Here is a 15,088-nt window from a genome sequence, read left to right on the forward strand (position 1 = left end):
GTGGCTGTAGCTCAGTTGGTAGAGTCCAGGATTGTGATTCCTGTTGTCGTGGGTTCGAGCCCCATCAGCCACCCCAAAACACGCTAGGCAAAACAGGCACTTCGGTGCCTGTTTTTGTTTGTGCTTGGCGTTTGGTCGCGGGCCGCGCCCGCCGAGCAGCTTTCGGCCCGCGCGTCCCCTCGCGATGTCGCGCCGTCAGCGTGGCCGGCCGGAAGCAGCCCCGGGGCCGCGAGCGGCACCCGGGCTGCGCGGGCGCTAGAAGCGCTTGGCCGCCTGTGCCGACGCGGTTGCCGGTGCGCTCGTGCGGCTCTCTTCCTGGGTCGCGCCCGGGCCGGTCGCGGCGGCGGCGCCCGTCGCCGTCCCCGCAGGTTGCGCGCTCGCGGTGGGCGTATCGATCGCCGGGCCGGCGGCCGAACCGCCAGCGCCGGACACGCCCTGTGCGCCGGCCACGGCCCCGGTCGCCGCGCCGACAACGGCGCCGGCCAAGCTGCCGACCGGTCCGGCGGCAATGCCGGTGACGGCGCCCACGGCAGCGCCGACGGCGCCGCCCAGCACTGCGCCGGCGGGGTTGGAACGCACGGTGTCGGAGGTCTTCACTTCATCATCGGGCTTCGGGCTCATGCGCGTCTCCTGGACTTTGCGGCCGGCGGACATCGCCAGCCCTGTTCAAGAATCCGGCAATCGCCGTTCCCCCGGCAACCTCGAAATCCTGGAGCGCGCCGGCTCGACCGGTCCGATGCCCGGAGGGCGCGCGCCTCAAGCGAGCTTGCGGGCCCGCTGGTTGGACATCACGATGTTGTCCTTCTCGAGCCGCTGCCCGGACTTCAGTGCGGCGATCCAGTCATCGGTCCGCGTGACGGCGGCGAAGTTGCTGTGAAAGACGACGCCGAACACGCGATGGATCTCTTCGGCCGAGGCAGTGCCCGCCGCGTTGGCATAGGGCAATGAACCGGCAGCGTCCGACAGCCATTCGACCTCGAGGCCCCGGTGCATGGCTTCGAAAATGGTCGATGCGTCGCAGTTGTGCGTCATGTAGCCCGCGATGCTGAGGGTGTCGATGTGATGTGCTTCGAGCCATGCCGCGAAGTCGGTCTCCGTGAACACGCTCGCGAACGCCTTCGTGATCAGGTGGTCATGCGGCCGCCGAGCCACCTCGGGGTGCAGCTGGCCGTGGGGTGCGTCGGCCTGGAAGACCGGTGCGCCGGCCGGGGCGTGGTGGCGCACGACCACCACTGGAACGCCGGCGGCAGCGGCGGCGTCCATCGCGCGGGTGACGTTCGGCAGGGTGCTCTCGATGGGTGGGTACTCGATCGGGAGTCCGCCGCCGGCGAAGTACTCGTTCTGGACGTCGATCACGACCAGGGCGCGGCGGGGAGCAGTGGAGGGGTTCATGAGAGGGTCCTGATGCGGTGGGGAAGCCTTCATTGTTCAGGCCGGCTTGCCATCGCGAAAGTGGCCCGAATGACAATCTTCGATAAGATCGGGCCATGAGCCGAAACATCGCGGAGCGGCGTGACCGCATCGCCGTCGTCGCATTCGACGGCATCACTCCCTTCCACCTGTCCGTCCCCTGCATCGTCTTCGGTGAGGACCGGACGGCCGCGGGCGAACCCCATTTCCACCTGACGGTGTGCGCCGTTCAGGCGGGCATGCTGCAGACCAATGCCGGCTTCGCCATCACGGTGACCCACGGCCTGGGTGTCCTGCGCCATGCCGATGTGGTGGTGGTGCCTTCGTGGTGCGATGACCTCCGCCCGGCGCCACCGGCGCTGCTGCGCGCACTGCAGGCCGCGCATCGGCGCGGTGCCGTGATCGTGGGCCTCTGCCTCGGGGCCTTCGTGCTGGCCGAGGCCGGACTCCTCGATGGCCGGCCTGCCACCACGCACTGGAAGCTGGCGCCTGAGTTCGCACGCCGGTACCCGCGCGTGGCATTGCAGGCCGAGGTTCTCTATGTGGAGGACGGGCTCATCCTCACCTCCGCGGGGACGGCCGCCGGCATCGATTGCTGCCTGCACCTGCTGCGCGTGCGATGTGGCGCGGAGGCGGCGAATCGCGCTGCAAGACGGATGGTCGTCGCGCCGCACCGTCAGGGCGGGCAGGCGCAGTACATCGAGCAGCCGGTGCCCACCGCGGCCGACGGAGATCGCCTGGCGCCGCTGCTCCAATGGATGGGCGAGCGGCTGGACACGGCCCATGTGCTGGACGACCTCGCGGGGCGAGCCTTGATGACCCGGCGCACGTTCACCCGGCGTTTCCGGGAAGTCACCGGCACCACGGTCGGGCAGTGGCTGCAGAACCAGCGACTGGCCCTGGCGCAGCGCCTGCTCGAGGCCACGGACCAACCCGTGGAGCAGGTGGCGACGCTCGCCGGCTTCGGGAGCGCGGTGTCGCTGCGCAAGCACTTCGTCGCCGCGTTCAAGGTCTCGCCCACCATGTACCGCCGGCAGTTCAGCCGCAGCACGGCCGGCGCCTGAGCTGCGAGGCGAGGGCCCGCGGTTCGGAGTCGCTACTTCCCTGCGTCGCGCAAGCAGTCGTCCGGATGGATGCTCAGATGCTGGCGCGGCACTCCTGCGGCTTCACCGCGCATCCAGTTCCTGCGAGATCGCCGCCACGAGCGTGCGGGCCAAGGTGTGACGCCCGACCCGCCAGCAACTGCTCGAGCACCGGCGCGGTGAGCTGAAGGGTCGGGCCTGCTTGCGGACCTGCGAGCGCCACGCCTGACAACGCTGCACGGTCGCTCCATTGGGCGATCGACTGGCGCACGGCCAGTGCGAGGTCGACGGGTTCGACGATCCATCGGCCTTCGCCCCGTGGCTCGCTCCATGATGGCGCTCGCGGGCGCAGCGGACCGGCCGTGAAGGGTTCGCTTGTTCGTGGCGGCCGGGCCGGCCGGTCCGTCGCTCTGCGGCGGGCGCGCGACGGATGCGCCCGGAAATCGATGGACGAGACGGAGCGAGGCCGCCAGGCTGGGTCAACGCGATACGGAACTGGCCGGAGTGCATTGATCTGCATCACCGGAGGTCACCTGGCTTGCCGCTAGAGTCAGGCGGCGCGACGGCAAAGGGCGTCGTTCGCCACCCCGACCCCCCGGACTTTGGAGCTTGCCTGACCGTGTCCATGAGCGCTTCCCCGAACACCTCGGTCCCCGTTCCAACCGGCAGCGACGCCGCAGCGTCCGCACTGGACGCGCAGGTGCGCGCGGCCATCGCCCGCTTCACCGGGTCGCTGTCACCGGCGGCCGGATTGCTGGCCGGGACCGATTGGGCGGTTCACCTGGCGGTTTCTCCCGGAAAGCAGATGGCGCTCGCCCGCCTCGCCCTGCATCAGGCTGAGGCGCTGTCCATCTACCTGCGCTCGTGTCTATCGGTCAGCCCCGGCAACGCCCCGTGCGCCTGCGCCGATCCGCCGGCTCGGGATCGCCGGTTCGACGCACCGGAGTGGCAGCGTTGGCCCTTCAACCTGTGGCACCAGTCCTTTCTTCTGACGCAGCAATGGTGGGACGCCGCCACGCATGGTGTCTCTGGCGTGGAGCGGCACCACGAGAACGTGGTGGCCTTCGCCGCGCGCCAGTGGCTGGACCTCTTTTCTCCCGGCAACCAGCTCGCCGCCAACCCGGTGGTCCTGGACCGCACGGTGAAGGAGGGTGGGGCCAATCTGGCGCGAGGCCTCCTCAATTTCGTCGACGATGTGGAGCGGCTGTCCAGCGACGCCCCGGTGTCCGGCACCGAGAACTACATCGTCGGGCGGGACGTCGCCGTCACACCGGGAGAGGTGGTCCTTCGCAACCGGCTGATCGAGTTGATCCAGTACCGCCCGAGCACGCCCACGGTGCTCGCCGAACCGGTGCTCATCGTGCCGGCGTGGATCATGAAGTACTACATCCTCGACTTGTCGCAGACGAATTCGTTGATCAAGTACCTGGTCGATCACGGGCACACCGTCTTCTGCATCTCGTGGAAGAACCCGGGCCCGCCCGAGCGCGATCTGCAGATGGATGACTACCTCCAACTCGGATTCCATGCCGCGCTGGACGCCGTGGCCGCGATCGTGCCGGGGCGCAAGGTGCACGCCACGGGCTACTGCCTCGGTGGAACCTTGCTGGCCATGGCGGCTGCCGCCATGGGCCGTGACGGCGACGACCGCCTGGCCAGCGTGACGCTGTTCGCTGCGCAGACCGACTTCAGCGAGCCCGGCGAGCTGGGACTCTTCATCGACGAGAGCCAGCTCAGCATGCTGGAGGCGCAGATGGAGGAGACCGGCTACCTCAAGGCCAGCCAGATGGCGGGGGCCTTCCAGATGCTGCGTTCCTACGATCTGCTCTGGTCCAGGCTCGTCAACGAGTACCTGCTGGGCGACCGCGCGCCACTCAGTGACCTGATGGCCTGGAACGCCGACACCACCCGCATGCCCGCCCGGATGCACTCCCAGTACCTGCGACAGTTGTTCCTGCAGGACGATCTGAGCGAGAGCCGGCATGCGGTCGGCGGCAAGCCGGTGTCGCTCTCCACCCTGGGCGTGCCCGTCTTCATGGTCGGTACCGTGACAGACCACGTGGCACCGTGGCGATCCACCTACAAGCTGCACTACCTGACGGGCGCCGAGATCACGTTCGTCCTGACGAGCGGCGGACACAACGCCGGCATCGTCAGCCCGCCTGGCAATCCCCGTCGCCACTACCAGCTGCTGAAGCGTGAAGCGGGCGCGGCCTACCGATCGCCGGAGGCCTGGCTGGCGGAGGCGCCGGATCACCAGGGGTCGTGGTGGCCGGCCTGGCAGGTCTGGTTGGCCGAGCGGTCCACGGCCCAGGCCAAGCCGCCCCGCATGGGCGCTCGCGGCGCTCCTTCGCTTGGCTCGGCGCCAGGCACATACGTGCTGGAGAAGTGATCATGGACAGTCACGACCACCATGCCTTGGCGCTCACCAAGGCCAACCTCGGCTTCGGCCTCAGGACCGCGGAATTGCTGGAGGAGGCGCGACGCCGCTGGCTGGCCACCTGCGGCCAGCTCCTGGACCAGGACATCGACGAAACGGCGGCCGAACTCGCCCAGTTGCGCGACGCCGCCGACTGGCGGTCCCTGGCGGACCTGCCCGCACGCGCCGGTTGGCGGCTGCTCAACCGTGAGGTCGCCGCCTGGCAGGCCGCGGCCCGGGCGGCCATCTCGAACCAGACCGCGCTGCTCGCGGGCGGCCAGCAGGCGCTGGCGCAGTGGCAGCGGGAGTCGGCCGCTGCGTTCACCACTGCGCGCAACGCCATGCCGGTGCAAGCAGGATTTCGGGAGCTGCTGTCGGCATGGGCGCAGGTGCCCGTCGCCGCCTGGGTCGAGCCCCATGCGCCGCCGGAGCAACGGAGTGCTTCACCCAGGTAGGGCTCGGGGCACGAGGCTCCAAGAAAGCAGACAAGGACGCTCGCCGCAGGCGGGCGGGGAAAAAGGGTGGCCCGCGTGCGGGCCACCAAGGCCAAGGTCATGGCACTGCTCGGACGTGAAGGTCATGAGGCGAGGGGGACGCCGCGATGCGAAGCGCGCGTCCGCCATCGAAGCCCGGGCCGTTGCCGCAGCCGTCATCGATCTCGATCCCGGCAGGGGCTTCGCCCCGGAGGCGGCGGGCCATGCTGGTGTATTCCCCTCGAATGGTCCCGCTGACCGCACGCACGGCCTTGCGGAGTGCTGCTTCGTGCGTGCGACGTGCGCGCGTGTCGATGAGGCCGAACAGCCAGGCTCGTTCCAGGGCGGAGAAGGCGCGATCGGCCGACGTCAGCATGTCCATGTAGAGGCGGGCGCGCGGATTGGTGATCGGAGCATGCACCGCGACGGGGTCGATGTAGTGGATGGGAATGTCGCTCATGCCGTCGCGGGCGAGCAGCATTTCGGTGCGGCGGGTCAGGTCAGCCAACAGGGCTTGCGTGTCGTGCAGGCAACGGGTCACGGACTGCTCGGCCCGGTCGACGACATCGGGCGCCACGCCTCGGAAGTTGCGCGCCCGGTCCAGGCCGTTGAGCAGCTGGCTCAGGTGCAGGAAGTCGCGGCGGTAGCACTGGCGCACGTGTCGGGTTCGGAGTTCGTAGCGCAGCGTCACGATGCCACCTGAAAACCCGGGCCCGAAGCCTCTCGCGTCGGGCCACGGCGAGGGGTCGGTGTCGAGCATCTCGATCGGTTGGGTGGTTGATGCCGGTGTGTCGGATTCAGCCGGGTTCGCCGTGTTGAAGGGCCGGGAGTGAAGGAAGGAAGAAGGCACGTCAATCTCCTGGTGAGGTGCTCACGATAGCGATCGCCGCACGGCGACGGCCTTCGAATCGGGCCTGGAATCAAGGCCGCTCATGCGGGCGCTGCAGCAGAATGGCGCCATGCAAACCATGTCCTGGTCCCGGTGCCGTGCGGCGATGCGCGAATGGCAGGTGGGCCTCACCCTGCTGGCGGGCGGCGTCGCACTGCTCGTGTCGCTGTCGATGTCCCAATATCTCAACCGTGACCTGCTCGCGGAGTTCGGTGCGGCCTCCCGGCTGCTCGACCGCCAGCAGAGCATCGCGGCCGGGCACGAGTCGGCGCTGGATGGGCTGTTGGCCTTGTCTCGCAGCGTGGCGGCCGAGGGCAACAGTCCGGATGACGTGAATCGTGCTGCCCGTGAACTGCAGAGCTTCTCGCACCGGCTGGGCGTGATGGCCGAGCGCCTCGGGACCGTTCCCGGTTTCGCCACGCGCAGCTCGGTTCAGGAAGCGATCCAGACCCTGCAGGCGTATGTCGCTTCCACGAACACGGCATTGGCCGCACCGGGAGACGGCCGCGTGGTCCTCCAGGGCCTTCGGCCCTCCACCCTGGACGCGATGGACGCACTCCTCACGCTCGGTCGCGAGTTGCGAACCCATGACGTTGCCGAGCGCATGGGGCAGCAACGCTCCATGGCCACCCTTCGCACGCGGACCCTGGCGCTGACGTATCTGATGTGCCTCATGTTTTCCGTGACGGTGGCGATGGCCACCCACTGGGTGCTGCTCGCGCGGCGCGAGGCCCGCATGCGTCGCGAAGTCGATGCGGCGCGCCGTGATGCCGAGGCCGCCACGGAGCGCGCCGAAGCCGCGGCGCGCGACAAGAGCAAGTTCCTCGGCATGCTCAGCCATGAACTGCTCACGCCGCTGCAGTCGATCATCAGCAGCATGGACATCATCGAGTCGCGCGGGCAGGTCGACGCCGGCGAGCCGATCTTCCTGCGCCTTCGCGAAGGCACCCGCGCCCTTCGGGCCCGCATGAGTGATCTCGTCGACTTCGCCAAGATGTCCGCCGGCCGGCTGGCCGTCAGCCCGCGAAAGTTCCGGCTCGACCGTCTCGTGGAGGACGTCATCGCGGACCATGAAGAGGCAGTGGTCCGCAAGGACCTGGATGTTCACTGGGAACCCGGCGCAGGTCTCGCGCAATTCGTCGTGACCGACCCTCGTCGGGTGCGCCAGATCCTCGACAACCTGGTGTCCAACGCCATCAAGTACACCCAGCGAGGCGGCCTGACGGTCCATGCCGAAGTGGACGCGGAGCGCGGCGAATTGCGATTCGAGGTGCGGGACACCGGCGTCGGCATTGCGCCCGAGGCACTGGCGCACGTCTTCGATCCCTTCTATCGCGTGGCCTCGAGCACCGAGCTCGCCGAAGGCAGCGGGCTCGGGCTCGCCGTGGTGCGCAGCCTCGTCGATCTGCTCGATGGTCGCATCGAGGTCGAATCGGTCCCGGGCGAGGGCACGCGGTTCGCGGTGTGGCTCCCGGCGGGCCAAACGGGTGCTGCCACGCAGATGCCGGACGTTCCCTCTCCGACGAGCGCTGAGCGGCCGGCCGTGCTCATCGTGGATGACGCCCATGATGTGCGGGCGGCCGTGGCCGAAGTGGTGCGCTCGCTCGGCTACCAGTCGGCCGAGGCCGGCAGCGCGCGCGAGGCCCTTCGCTCTCTCGCGGAACGTCGTTTCGCCGCCGTGCTCCTCGACATCGAGCTCCCCGATCTGCGGGGGGACGAGATCGCCCGACAACTGCGCGAGGGTGACGGCCCGAACCGCCAGACCCACCTGGTGATGCTCTCGGCCTCGAACACCGTCGAGGCCGAAGCGCTTCGGCTGTTCGATGCGCGCGCCGACAAGCCGGTGGAAGCGCGGCAACTCCAGGTCGCCCTTCAACCCGCACTCGGACATGCCGGCGGGCGAGTCACCCCGGCCTGAACCCGGCGCGGCGGGTCAGCGCGGCGCCGAGGCCAGGCCGCGCCGCAGGTAGCTTGCCAACACCGCCTGACGGAACGGCTTCTCGAAGATACCGACGCCGAACTGCTCCGCGAAGGGAATGAGCGAGCCTTCGGTTTCGGCCCCGGTGTGCAATGCGCCCGTCGTGATGGCGATCGGCGCCTTCGGCTGCCGCGCGCGAATGTGGCGAATGGCGGCTTCGGCCGTGCCCCCTCCGATGAGCCAGTCGATCACATACGCCTGCGCCGGGCGCTGGTTCACCGCCTGCGTGAGGTCCTGACAGGTGCGGTAGCCCTGGACCACCATGCCCTCGGTCTCGAGCGCCAGCGCCACGACGGCCGCCGCCGTATCGTCGTCCTCCAGCAAGGCAATGCGCGGCCTCGGCAGGCTGCTGACACGCAGTTGCGCCACGCTGTGGCGGACCTTGCCGGCCACGGCGGCCGCACCCGACGGATGGACTTCCCACGCCGAGCCGTTGCGGATGGCGACGAGGTCGCACACATCATCCGCGGCCAACTCCGGACCCGGCACCAGGTGGCCCTGGGCAGGAAGGCCTGGCAGGCACACGCGAGCGGGCTCGCCGCCGTTGCCGAGGCTGCGATCACCGGGCCCTCGGACCTGCCCGCGCAGTGTTTCGACATCCGTGCCGAAGTGGTCCGCCAGCACCTTGAGTTCGGACAGCGAGAACGATGACTCGCCCTTGAACTTGCGAAACACGCTGGTCTTCGCCAGTCCCAGAAGTCCGGCCACTTCCGCCGTCTGCTTGTGCCGGGCAATCCCTCGGGCCAGCAGAAACACCTTCAGAGCGCCGTAAGGGCCGTCTTCGAGTGATGCGCCGTCGGGCGTCTGGGAGGACAGGTCGTGTTCGTCGTGCATGGCGTCGCCCGGAAAGTGCCGCGATTATAGGGACCGCAATGAAGATGCGCTGTCAGCGCATTCTGGCGCTATTGATTGCAAAACGTATCAAACAGCCAAATAGATTGCGAAAAGAGTGCGATTGCGGAAGAATTGCATTCGTTGGGCGAATTGCAGTTCTGATTTGTCCCTTGCCGTTCCACCGTCAGCACACCGGAGAACCCATGGATTCCACCCAGAACGCACTTCACGCCGCCGCCACGGTCGATCAGAAGGATCTCAACGAAGCCGTCGTCACCGCAGTCGCGGCGGTGGCCCGACAGAACATCCACCACTGCGCGGAGCTGTTCGACATTCCCGTTCGCCTGGCGCAGCGCTTCGCCTCCATGGCGCTGCAGTCGGAAGACCGGCACAGCATCGTCGACCCGCTCGAAGACCTTGCCACCACGCCCACCGCACTGTGGCGCGTCACCATGACGCTGGACGACGTGGCACAGATGCAGCGAGGCCCTGAGGCGGCCGCCAGCCCGCACCTGGAGCGCTACCGCGACGTCGTTGCGTCCCTCAACCAGCAGGTGGTGCTGATGCTCCTTCGTTACGCCACGCAGCCGCGACTTGCGGCGCTGGTGAGCGGCCTCGGCAGCCAGGCCGTGATGGACGCCATGTCGTCCGCCAGCTGCAGCACGCTGGTCCAGAGCGCAGGTCACGTGCCCCGACCTCTCATCCGGTTGACCATCAACGAGGTCTACCTCGACCGCGTGTTCTCCACGCTGAGCGGCTATCCCATCGATCCGACGCTGCGGGCGCTGGTCGCTCGCACGCTGTGCCGCTGGGACGACTTCGTCGCCATCAGCGACACCGTCGACCGCGAACTCGCCGAGCCCCGCCCGGAGCGGGTCACCAAGATCGGCAGGCCGACGGCCGTCTTCCTGCCGCCCGGCGAGGCGGACACCATCCGGCAGCTCATTGCCCACGGCGTGAGCACCCGCACGATCCTGCAGTTCACCCGGTCGGAGGTCAACTGCGCCCAGGTGCGCCGACTCCGCCGTGCCGCCGACGAGGCGCGTGACAACGAGCCGGAAGCGCAAGAGGCGCCGCCCGACATCGATCTCCCGCGAACCCATGACAGCAATGCCGCCGTGTGGGGCAGCGCGGTTCGTCGCCTGCTGGTGACGTCCATCTTTGCGCATCAGCGCGTGCTGGTCTCTCTGGGCCTGCCACCCCATGCCGCCTTTGTCGAGGCGTACGAGTTCTACGCCATCCACCACAAGGACCCCGGCAACCCCTTGTCGCTGTCACGCCTCATCAGCGCGGTGTTCAGCCCGATGCGAGAAGGGCTGGTCCATCTCGGGCACTGCACCGAGTGCGGCACCATGCACCTGTCTCACGACGGCCATCACAACGGCATCGAATGCCCGGTGTGCGCATTGGCGAAGTTCAACAAGCTCGGCCGCCCGTCCACCTTTCGGGCCGGTACCTGGGCCGCCGCGTCGGCGTCCCGTTCGGCCGAGGCGTTGCCCGCCTGATGCGGCGGGCCGGCATCGGCCATCCGGCCCTTGCCCCGCTCAGGCAGGCGCTGTTCTGACGGTGCCTGCTCCCTGCCTCCACGCGAAGGAGCGCGCTTGCGCTGCGCCCCTCGTCAGTCGGGACTGCCATGCTCACCTTCCTCGTTCGCGCCCGTGCCCTTCGCCGCGACGGCCCCCGCCAGGCGAAGTGGGCCGCGCTGTTGCGGCGTGCCTTCGCGTCAGCCCACCCATCCCCGCCGCGTCATCGCCCCGATGCTCTGCCCGCCGTTCCGGCAGACGCTGTCCTGTCACTCGAGGGTGCCGCCGCCGTGCCGCGCTACCCGCCTTGCGACCCCGGCCTTCCGAGCGTGTCAGTCGATGCCGTCCTGCAAAGCCAGGCGGCCTTGCTCGCACGCCTGCGATTGGTGGTCAATTCGAATGGCGATGCATTCGATGCTCACTACCTGCCCGTCGTGCGACACCTTGCCGCATGGGTCCATCTTCTCCCCGCCAGCGCCTGCGATCATTTCGCGGCGCCCGGTGGCCTCTTCCGCTACGCCCTCGACATGGGTGTGCACTGCCTGCAGGCGGCTCAAGGCTGCATGTTCGAGCCCGAGGTCGGCGCACAGGCCCGCCAGGCTGGCGCGCCGCGTTGGCGCTACGCGAGCTTCCTGGCGGGGCTGCTGAGCCCGTTGCCTTCCGCGCTCGACGCTCTGGTGGTCACCGGGCACGATGGGGTGGAATGGCCCTCATGTGAAGGAAGCTTGTCAGATTGGCTCTGCGCCACCGCTGCCACTGGCTACCACGCCGGTTGGCACGCCAACCAAGGACTGCTGAGGCCACCGATTCCGTCGACCCTGTCGACCCGCCTGCTGACCGCGATGGTTCCGGCGGACGCCATGGCTTGGCTGCGGGAGGCCGGTGAGGGCCCGCTCACCGAACTCATCCTGGTCGCCTCGAGCGCATCCGACACCGCGACCGGTACCCTGGCGCACCTGGTCGAATCCATTCGCACGCGGGTCCTCGAGCTCGATGAAGTCCGGCGCCGGCATCAGGGTCGGCCTCGTTGCGGACATCAACTCGAGTTGCACGTTGTGGATGCCATCCGGCACCGCATCGAGTCCCGTCGCTGGCAGCCCATGTCGGATCGGGGGCCGCTGTGGGTCCGGGGCGATGCGGTCTATCTCGAATGGCCGACCGCGGCCGAGGCAATCCGACACGACATCGCGCGAAGTGGCGTGCGGGGCATTCCGCTGGCCGCGGCGACGCTGGCCGACATTCTCGGCCGCGCTGGCCTGCTGACGGCCGCTCCGTCCGGCGGATGGCTGTGGCGGCTGCCGCCGGACGAGCCAGCGGAAGGCGAATGCGGCGCTCACCGCGTTGCCCTGCGCCTCGCCGTCCCTCACGTCTTCTTGGGTCACGACTGGGCTCTGAACGGCCTGTCGGCCGGCGTGGAGAGCGCCTCGCACCCTGCTGGCCTGGCCGAGCAGCAGTACCACGGCACTCACCCGCGCTTGGCGCACACCTCCGTTCGACCGCCAGCGATGCTGCAGGGCGGCGCTACGCTTGCCCCGAAGCCGGCCCATGACGCGCTGCCGCCGGCAATTGCGCGACGTGCGCTCAACGACCCGGTGCGTTTGCCTGCGGCCGCAGCGCGCAGCGTCGAGGTGAGCCGGTTCGTCGCCCACTGCCAGCAGGCACTGTCAGAGCGCAACGAGCGCATGGTCTGTCGCCTGCCCGACGGCCGGCTGGGCGTTGCGGCCACCTTTCCGGTCAAGGGCGGGATCGACCTGCATGTGCTGCTGGCCCAACTCGAGCGGCTCGAATGGCTCGGTCGCGTGGGCGGAGGTCGCGGTGGCGCGCCCATGGGCATGCTCGCGATGGCGGACGGCCCGGCGCTTGGCTTTGTGCTGCAGGCCGATGTGCTGCCCAGGCTCGGCCTTGGCGACGGCATGACGACATGCAGCGGCTGAACGCGTTCCGCCGCGTGCATGAAGCGCGCGCGGCCGTCGCCTGGGGACTGGCGGCGGCACACTGCGGTCTGCTGTACCTGCTGCTTCACATGGACGCCACCCTGGCGCTCGGCATGACGGTCGCCTGCGCGACCTTGGGTGTGCGCCGCGGTGCTCAGGCGATGCGCCTGTGGCGGTTCAAGATCGGGCTGGCCGGCGCGCCGACGGCGCATCTCTCCTGCGGCGCGCTCGACCGCGGCCGACCGGCGTTGGACGGCGGGCTGTGGCTGGGCTGGGGCTACCGCTGGGAACCGTCCCACACGCAGCTGTGCCAGGACATCCTCAAGCGCTCACTGGTGGATGTCTACGCGCCGACCTGGCTGCTCCGCCTGAACGGGATGCCTGCTCGTCCGGCGCAAGCGAAAGGGCTCAGCTGGGTGCACGGCCTCGGCCCCGAACACGACATCGTGGTGCCCTTCGCCTCCCTGGAGGGGCACACCGCCGTGCTCGCCATCACCGGGGCGCTCAAGACAGTGCTGGCGCGCCTGCTCGTCTACCAGCTGGCCGCTCGCGGTGACACCGTGATCGTCCTTGACCCGAAGGGCGACAAGGGCCTCGAGCAGGCGTGCCGCGACGTCACCACGCGCCTGGGCCAGCCCGAACGGTTCGCGATGTTCCATCCGGCCTTCGCGAGCCGGAGCTTCCGCTTCGATCCGCTGTCGTCGTGGGATCGGGAGACCCAGGTCGCCTCACGCATCCGGCTGCTCCTGGGCCCGACCGGCCCCGACGATCCCTTCATGGCCTTCGTCATGATGACGGTCACCGACATCACTGGCGCGATGAAGCGCCTCGGGCGTCGGGTGAGCCTGCAAGCGCTGCTCGATGTCGTTCGTTCACCCGAAAGGGCCGAGGCCCTGGCGGAGGAAGTGCTCTCGCGGTTCCTGACCGGTGGCCAGGCGCTGGAACCGGTCGAACTCCCTGTCGCCGGCGCAGAGCGCAGCGGGGAAGGGCCGCGCAAGGCCGGCGCCTTCGGTTCTCACCGCCTTGCCGAATTGGTCCGCCGCTACCGCGCGCAACCCGATCGACCGCCCGACATCGAGGGCTTCCTCGCCATGCTGGCCGTCAACCGGGAGTGGTTCGCCAAGATGGTCGTCAGCCTCACGCCGGTGCTGGCACGCCTCACGACCGGTGACCTCGGCGCGCTCCTGTCGCCCGACCACGCCGACATCGAGGACGAGCGGCCGATCCACACCGGACGCTCGCTCATCGAAGGCCGGCACGTCGCCTACTTCGGACTCGACGCGCTGTCGGACACCTCCGTCGCGGAAAGCCTGGCGGCCCTGATCCTGTCAGACCTGGCCGGCACGGCGGGTGACCTGTACAACCACGAGCGCGCCGAGACGCCCGCAGCGCGCCGCAAGGTCCACATCGTCTGCGACGAATGGGGCGACCTCGTCTGCGAGCCGGTGATCCAACTGGCCAACAAGGGCAGGGGGGCCGGCATGGTGCTCTATCTCTTCGGCCAGACGCTGTCCGACCTGGCCGTCAAGCTGGGCGACGAAGGCCGGGCCAAACGCGTCCTGGGCAACATGAACAACTTCATCGTCGGCGCCACGTCGGACGCGGACACGCTCGACTTCATCGGCCGCAAGCTCGGCGAGACGGTCGTCCGCCGCACGAGCCTCACCCACGGCGCGGGTCAGCGAAGCGAAGACGCCGGGCTCAGCTATGCAGCGAACCGGCAGGCCAGCATGTCGGAGGAAGCGATCGAGCTCGTGCCGCCCCAGGTACTGATGAGCCTGCCCGACCTCCACTACCTCGCCATCGTCAACCGAGCTCAGGTGTTCAAGGGTCGCATTCCCGTCCTGGACCTGGGCGAGCGCGGGACGGAGCCCGGGCGATGAAGCGTCGTTCCCACCTCGCCGCCTGGTTGCTGCTGTGGCTTGCCGGCCTTGTGGCTTGGCCCTTGTGGGCCGGGCCTGAGCGCATGCAGCAGCGTGTCAGGGCCGAGTCCGCTGACGCCATCAAGACGTTCGGTCCGTGGCTGGGTGGCGGTCTCGTCCGAATGGCAGAGGCCGGTCGGCATGCCGTTGGCGGGCGCGGTGGTGACGTGGAACGCCCGCGCGGCACTGGCTTTCCGCCGCCCGACGAGCCCCATGTCGCGGGGCCGGGCGCAGCGCGAGGGGTCCCCGCTACGGTGGTGCGACACGCGGACCGCTACCTCGCGGCCCTTGCCAGTCAAGTGCATGGCGCCATGCTGAGAGGGCTGTCACTGGGCGCCTGGCTGGTGCTCCTGACACCGCTGTGGGTGGCGGCGGTGATCGAGGGCCTGGCGCAGCGCGCCATCCTGCTCGATGAGCTGGGCTTCCAGAGTCCGGCAGCACTCGCCTTGGCCTCACACGCATTCATCGCGTGCGCGATGGCGCCCGTCATCGTCCTGGTCCTGCCGTTTCCCCTGCCACAGGCCTTCCTGCCGGTGTGGGCCGTCGTCATCCTGATTCCCTTGTGCGTGGGCGTCACCCACCTGCAACCCGTCTTCCGTCGCTGAGTCGAGGTCTGCGGAACTC

12 protein-coding genes and 1 tRNA gene are annotated in these 15,088 nt (G+C 69.0%); 9 read left to right on the forward strand and 4 right to left on the reverse strand.

All coding sequences use genetic code 11. The features are described 5' to 3' along the window. Positions 1-76 (forward strand) — tRNA-His (locus tag ACSQ2F_RS06455). A gap of 179 nt (positions 77-255) precedes the next feature. Here ACSQ2F_RS06455 and ACSQ2F_RS06460 read toward each other — a convergent pair. Next, positions 256-621: a hypothetical protein gene (locus ACSQ2F_RS06460; RefSeq protein WP_436020939.1), complete on the reverse strand. Its 366-nt coding sequence runs from the start codon at positions 619-621 to the stop codon at positions 256-258. A gap of 135 nt (positions 622-756) precedes the next feature. Beyond that, positions 757-1,392, reverse strand: coding sequence for an isochorismatase family protein (locus ACSQ2F_RS06465; protein ID WP_436020941.1), 636 nt, complete (start codon positions 1,390-1,392; stop codon positions 757-759). A 95-nt stretch (positions 1,393-1,487) separates the two neighbouring features. On the opposite strand from ACSQ2F_RS06465, the gene ACSQ2F_RS06470 reads away from it, so the two are divergent. The 3 genes from ACSQ2F_RS06470 to ACSQ2F_RS06480 all read left to right on the forward strand — a co-directional run bounded on the left by ACSQ2F_RS06470 (position 1,488) and on the right by ACSQ2F_RS06480 (position 5,366). Further along, positions 1,488-2,474, forward strand: coding sequence for a GlxA family transcriptional regulator (locus ACSQ2F_RS06470; RefSeq protein WP_436020943.1), 987 nt, complete (start codon positions 1,488-1,490; stop codon positions 2,472-2,474). Between the two features lie 643 nt (positions 2,475-3,117). After that, entirely contained in the window at positions 3,118-4,884 is a 1,767-nt protein-coding gene (locus ACSQ2F_RS06475) for a PHA/PHB synthase family protein (protein ID WP_436020945.1), read from the forward strand. Positions 4,885-4,886: 2 nt separating this feature from the next. Further along, positions 4,887-5,366: a hypothetical protein gene (locus ACSQ2F_RS06480; protein ID WP_436020947.1), complete on the forward strand. Its 480-nt coding sequence runs from the start codon at positions 4,887-4,889 to the stop codon at positions 5,364-5,366. 97 nt (positions 5,367-5,463) lie between these two features. Here the strand turns inward: ACSQ2F_RS06480 and ACSQ2F_RS06485 are convergent, their stop codons facing one another. Further along, positions 5,464-6,234, reverse strand: coding sequence for a hypothetical protein (locus ACSQ2F_RS06485; RefSeq protein WP_436020949.1), 771 nt, complete (start codon positions 6,232-6,234; stop codon positions 5,464-5,466). 109 nt (positions 6,235-6,343) lie between these two features. On the opposite strand from ACSQ2F_RS06485, the gene ACSQ2F_RS06490 reads away from it, so the two are divergent. Continuing rightward, on the forward strand, positions 6,344-8,191 hold the full coding sequence (locus tag ACSQ2F_RS06490) for a hybrid sensor histidine kinase/response regulator (RefSeq protein WP_436020951.1): 1,848 nt from the start codon (positions 6,344-6,346) through the stop codon (positions 8,189-8,191). A 15-nt stretch (positions 8,192-8,206) separates the two neighbouring features. Here the strand turns inward: ACSQ2F_RS06490 and ACSQ2F_RS06495 are convergent, their stop codons facing one another. Continuing rightward, the gene (locus ACSQ2F_RS06495) at positions 8,207-9,085 is read right to left on the reverse strand and encodes a helix-turn-helix domain-containing protein (protein ID WP_436020954.1); all 879 of its coding nucleotides are present in this window, start codon (positions 9,083-9,085) and stop codon (positions 8,207-8,209) included. A gap of 203 nt (positions 9,086-9,288) precedes the next feature. Here ACSQ2F_RS06495 and ACSQ2F_RS06500 point away from each other — a divergent pair, with 203 nt between their 5' ends. From ACSQ2F_RS06500 to ACSQ2F_RS06515, 4 genes are all read left to right on the forward strand, one after another. Further along, positions 9,289-10,590 (forward strand): hypothetical protein, encoded by a 1,302-nt coding sequence (locus ACSQ2F_RS06500; RefSeq protein ID WP_436020956.1) that lies wholly within the window; start codon positions 9,289-9,291, stop codon positions 10,588-10,590. 347 nt (positions 10,591-10,937) lie between these two features. Beyond that, positions 10,938-12,542, forward strand: a complete 1,605-nt coding sequence (gene mobH, locus ACSQ2F_RS06505; protein ID WP_436020958.1) for a MobH family relaxase — start codon at positions 10,938-10,940, stop codon at positions 12,540-12,542. Next, a complete protein-coding gene (traD, locus tag ACSQ2F_RS06510) occupies positions 12,530-14,425 on the forward strand; it encodes a conjugative transfer system coupling protein TraD (RefSeq protein ID WP_436020960.1) in 1,896 nt (631 codons plus the stop codon). Before mobH ends, traD begins: the two co-directional genes overlap by 13 nt. Beyond that, positions 14,422-15,069 carry a DUF4400 domain-containing protein gene (locus ACSQ2F_RS06515; RefSeq protein WP_436020962.1) on the forward strand — a complete coding sequence of 216 codons (648 nt, stop codon included), beginning with the start codon at positions 14,422-14,424 and terminating at the stop codon, positions 15,067-15,069. Before traD ends, ACSQ2F_RS06515 begins: the two co-directional genes overlap by 4 nt. Positions 15,070-15,088: the final 19 nt, after the last annotated feature.

The sequence above is a fragment of the Rhizobacter sp. LjRoot28 genome (genome assembly GCF_964253025.1).
In the GTDB taxonomy this organism is placed as follows: Bacteria; Pseudomonadota; Gammaproteobacteria; order Burkholderiales; family Burkholderiaceae_C; genus Rhizobacter.

Bases quoted from the DNA above. Each gene is read 5' to 3' on its own strand.
- ACSQ2F_RS06470 (WP_436020943.1), top strand. From the start codon at position 1,488: ATGAGCCGAAACATCGCGGAGCGGCGTGACCGCATCGCCGTCGTCGCA.
- ACSQ2F_RS06515 (WP_436020962.1), top strand. From the start codon at position 14,422: ATGAAGCGTCGTTCCCACCTCGCCGCCTGGTTGCTGCTGTGGCTTGCC.
- ACSQ2F_RS06460 (WP_436020939.1), bottom strand. From the start codon at position 621: ATGAGCCCGAAGCCCGATGATGAAGTGAAGACCTCCGACACCGTGCGT.
- ACSQ2F_RS06495 (WP_436020954.1), bottom strand. From the start codon at position 9,085: ATGCACGACGAACACGACCTGTCCTCCCAGACGCCCGACGGCGCATCA.
- ACSQ2F_RS06490 (WP_436020951.1), top strand. From the start codon at position 6,344: ATGCAAACCATGTCCTGGTCCCGGTGCCGTGCGGCGATGCGCGAATGG.
- traD (WP_436020960.1), top strand. From the start codon at position 12,530: ATGCAGCGGCTGAACGCGTTCCGCCGCGTGCATGAAGCGCGCGCGGCC.
- ACSQ2F_RS06500 (WP_436020956.1), top strand. From the start codon at position 9,289: ATGGATTCCACCCAGAACGCACTTCACGCCGCCGCCACGGTCGATCAG.
- ACSQ2F_RS06465 (WP_436020941.1), bottom strand. From the start codon at position 1,392: ATGAACCCCTCCACTGCTCCCCGCCGCGCCCTGGTCGTGATCGACGTC.
- ACSQ2F_RS06475 (WP_436020945.1), top strand. From the start codon at position 3,118: ATGAGCGCTTCCCCGAACACCTCGGTCCCCGTTCCAACCGGCAGCGAC.
- ACSQ2F_RS06480 (WP_436020947.1), top strand. From the start codon at position 4,887: ATGGACAGTCACGACCACCATGCCTTGGCGCTCACCAAGGCCAACCTC.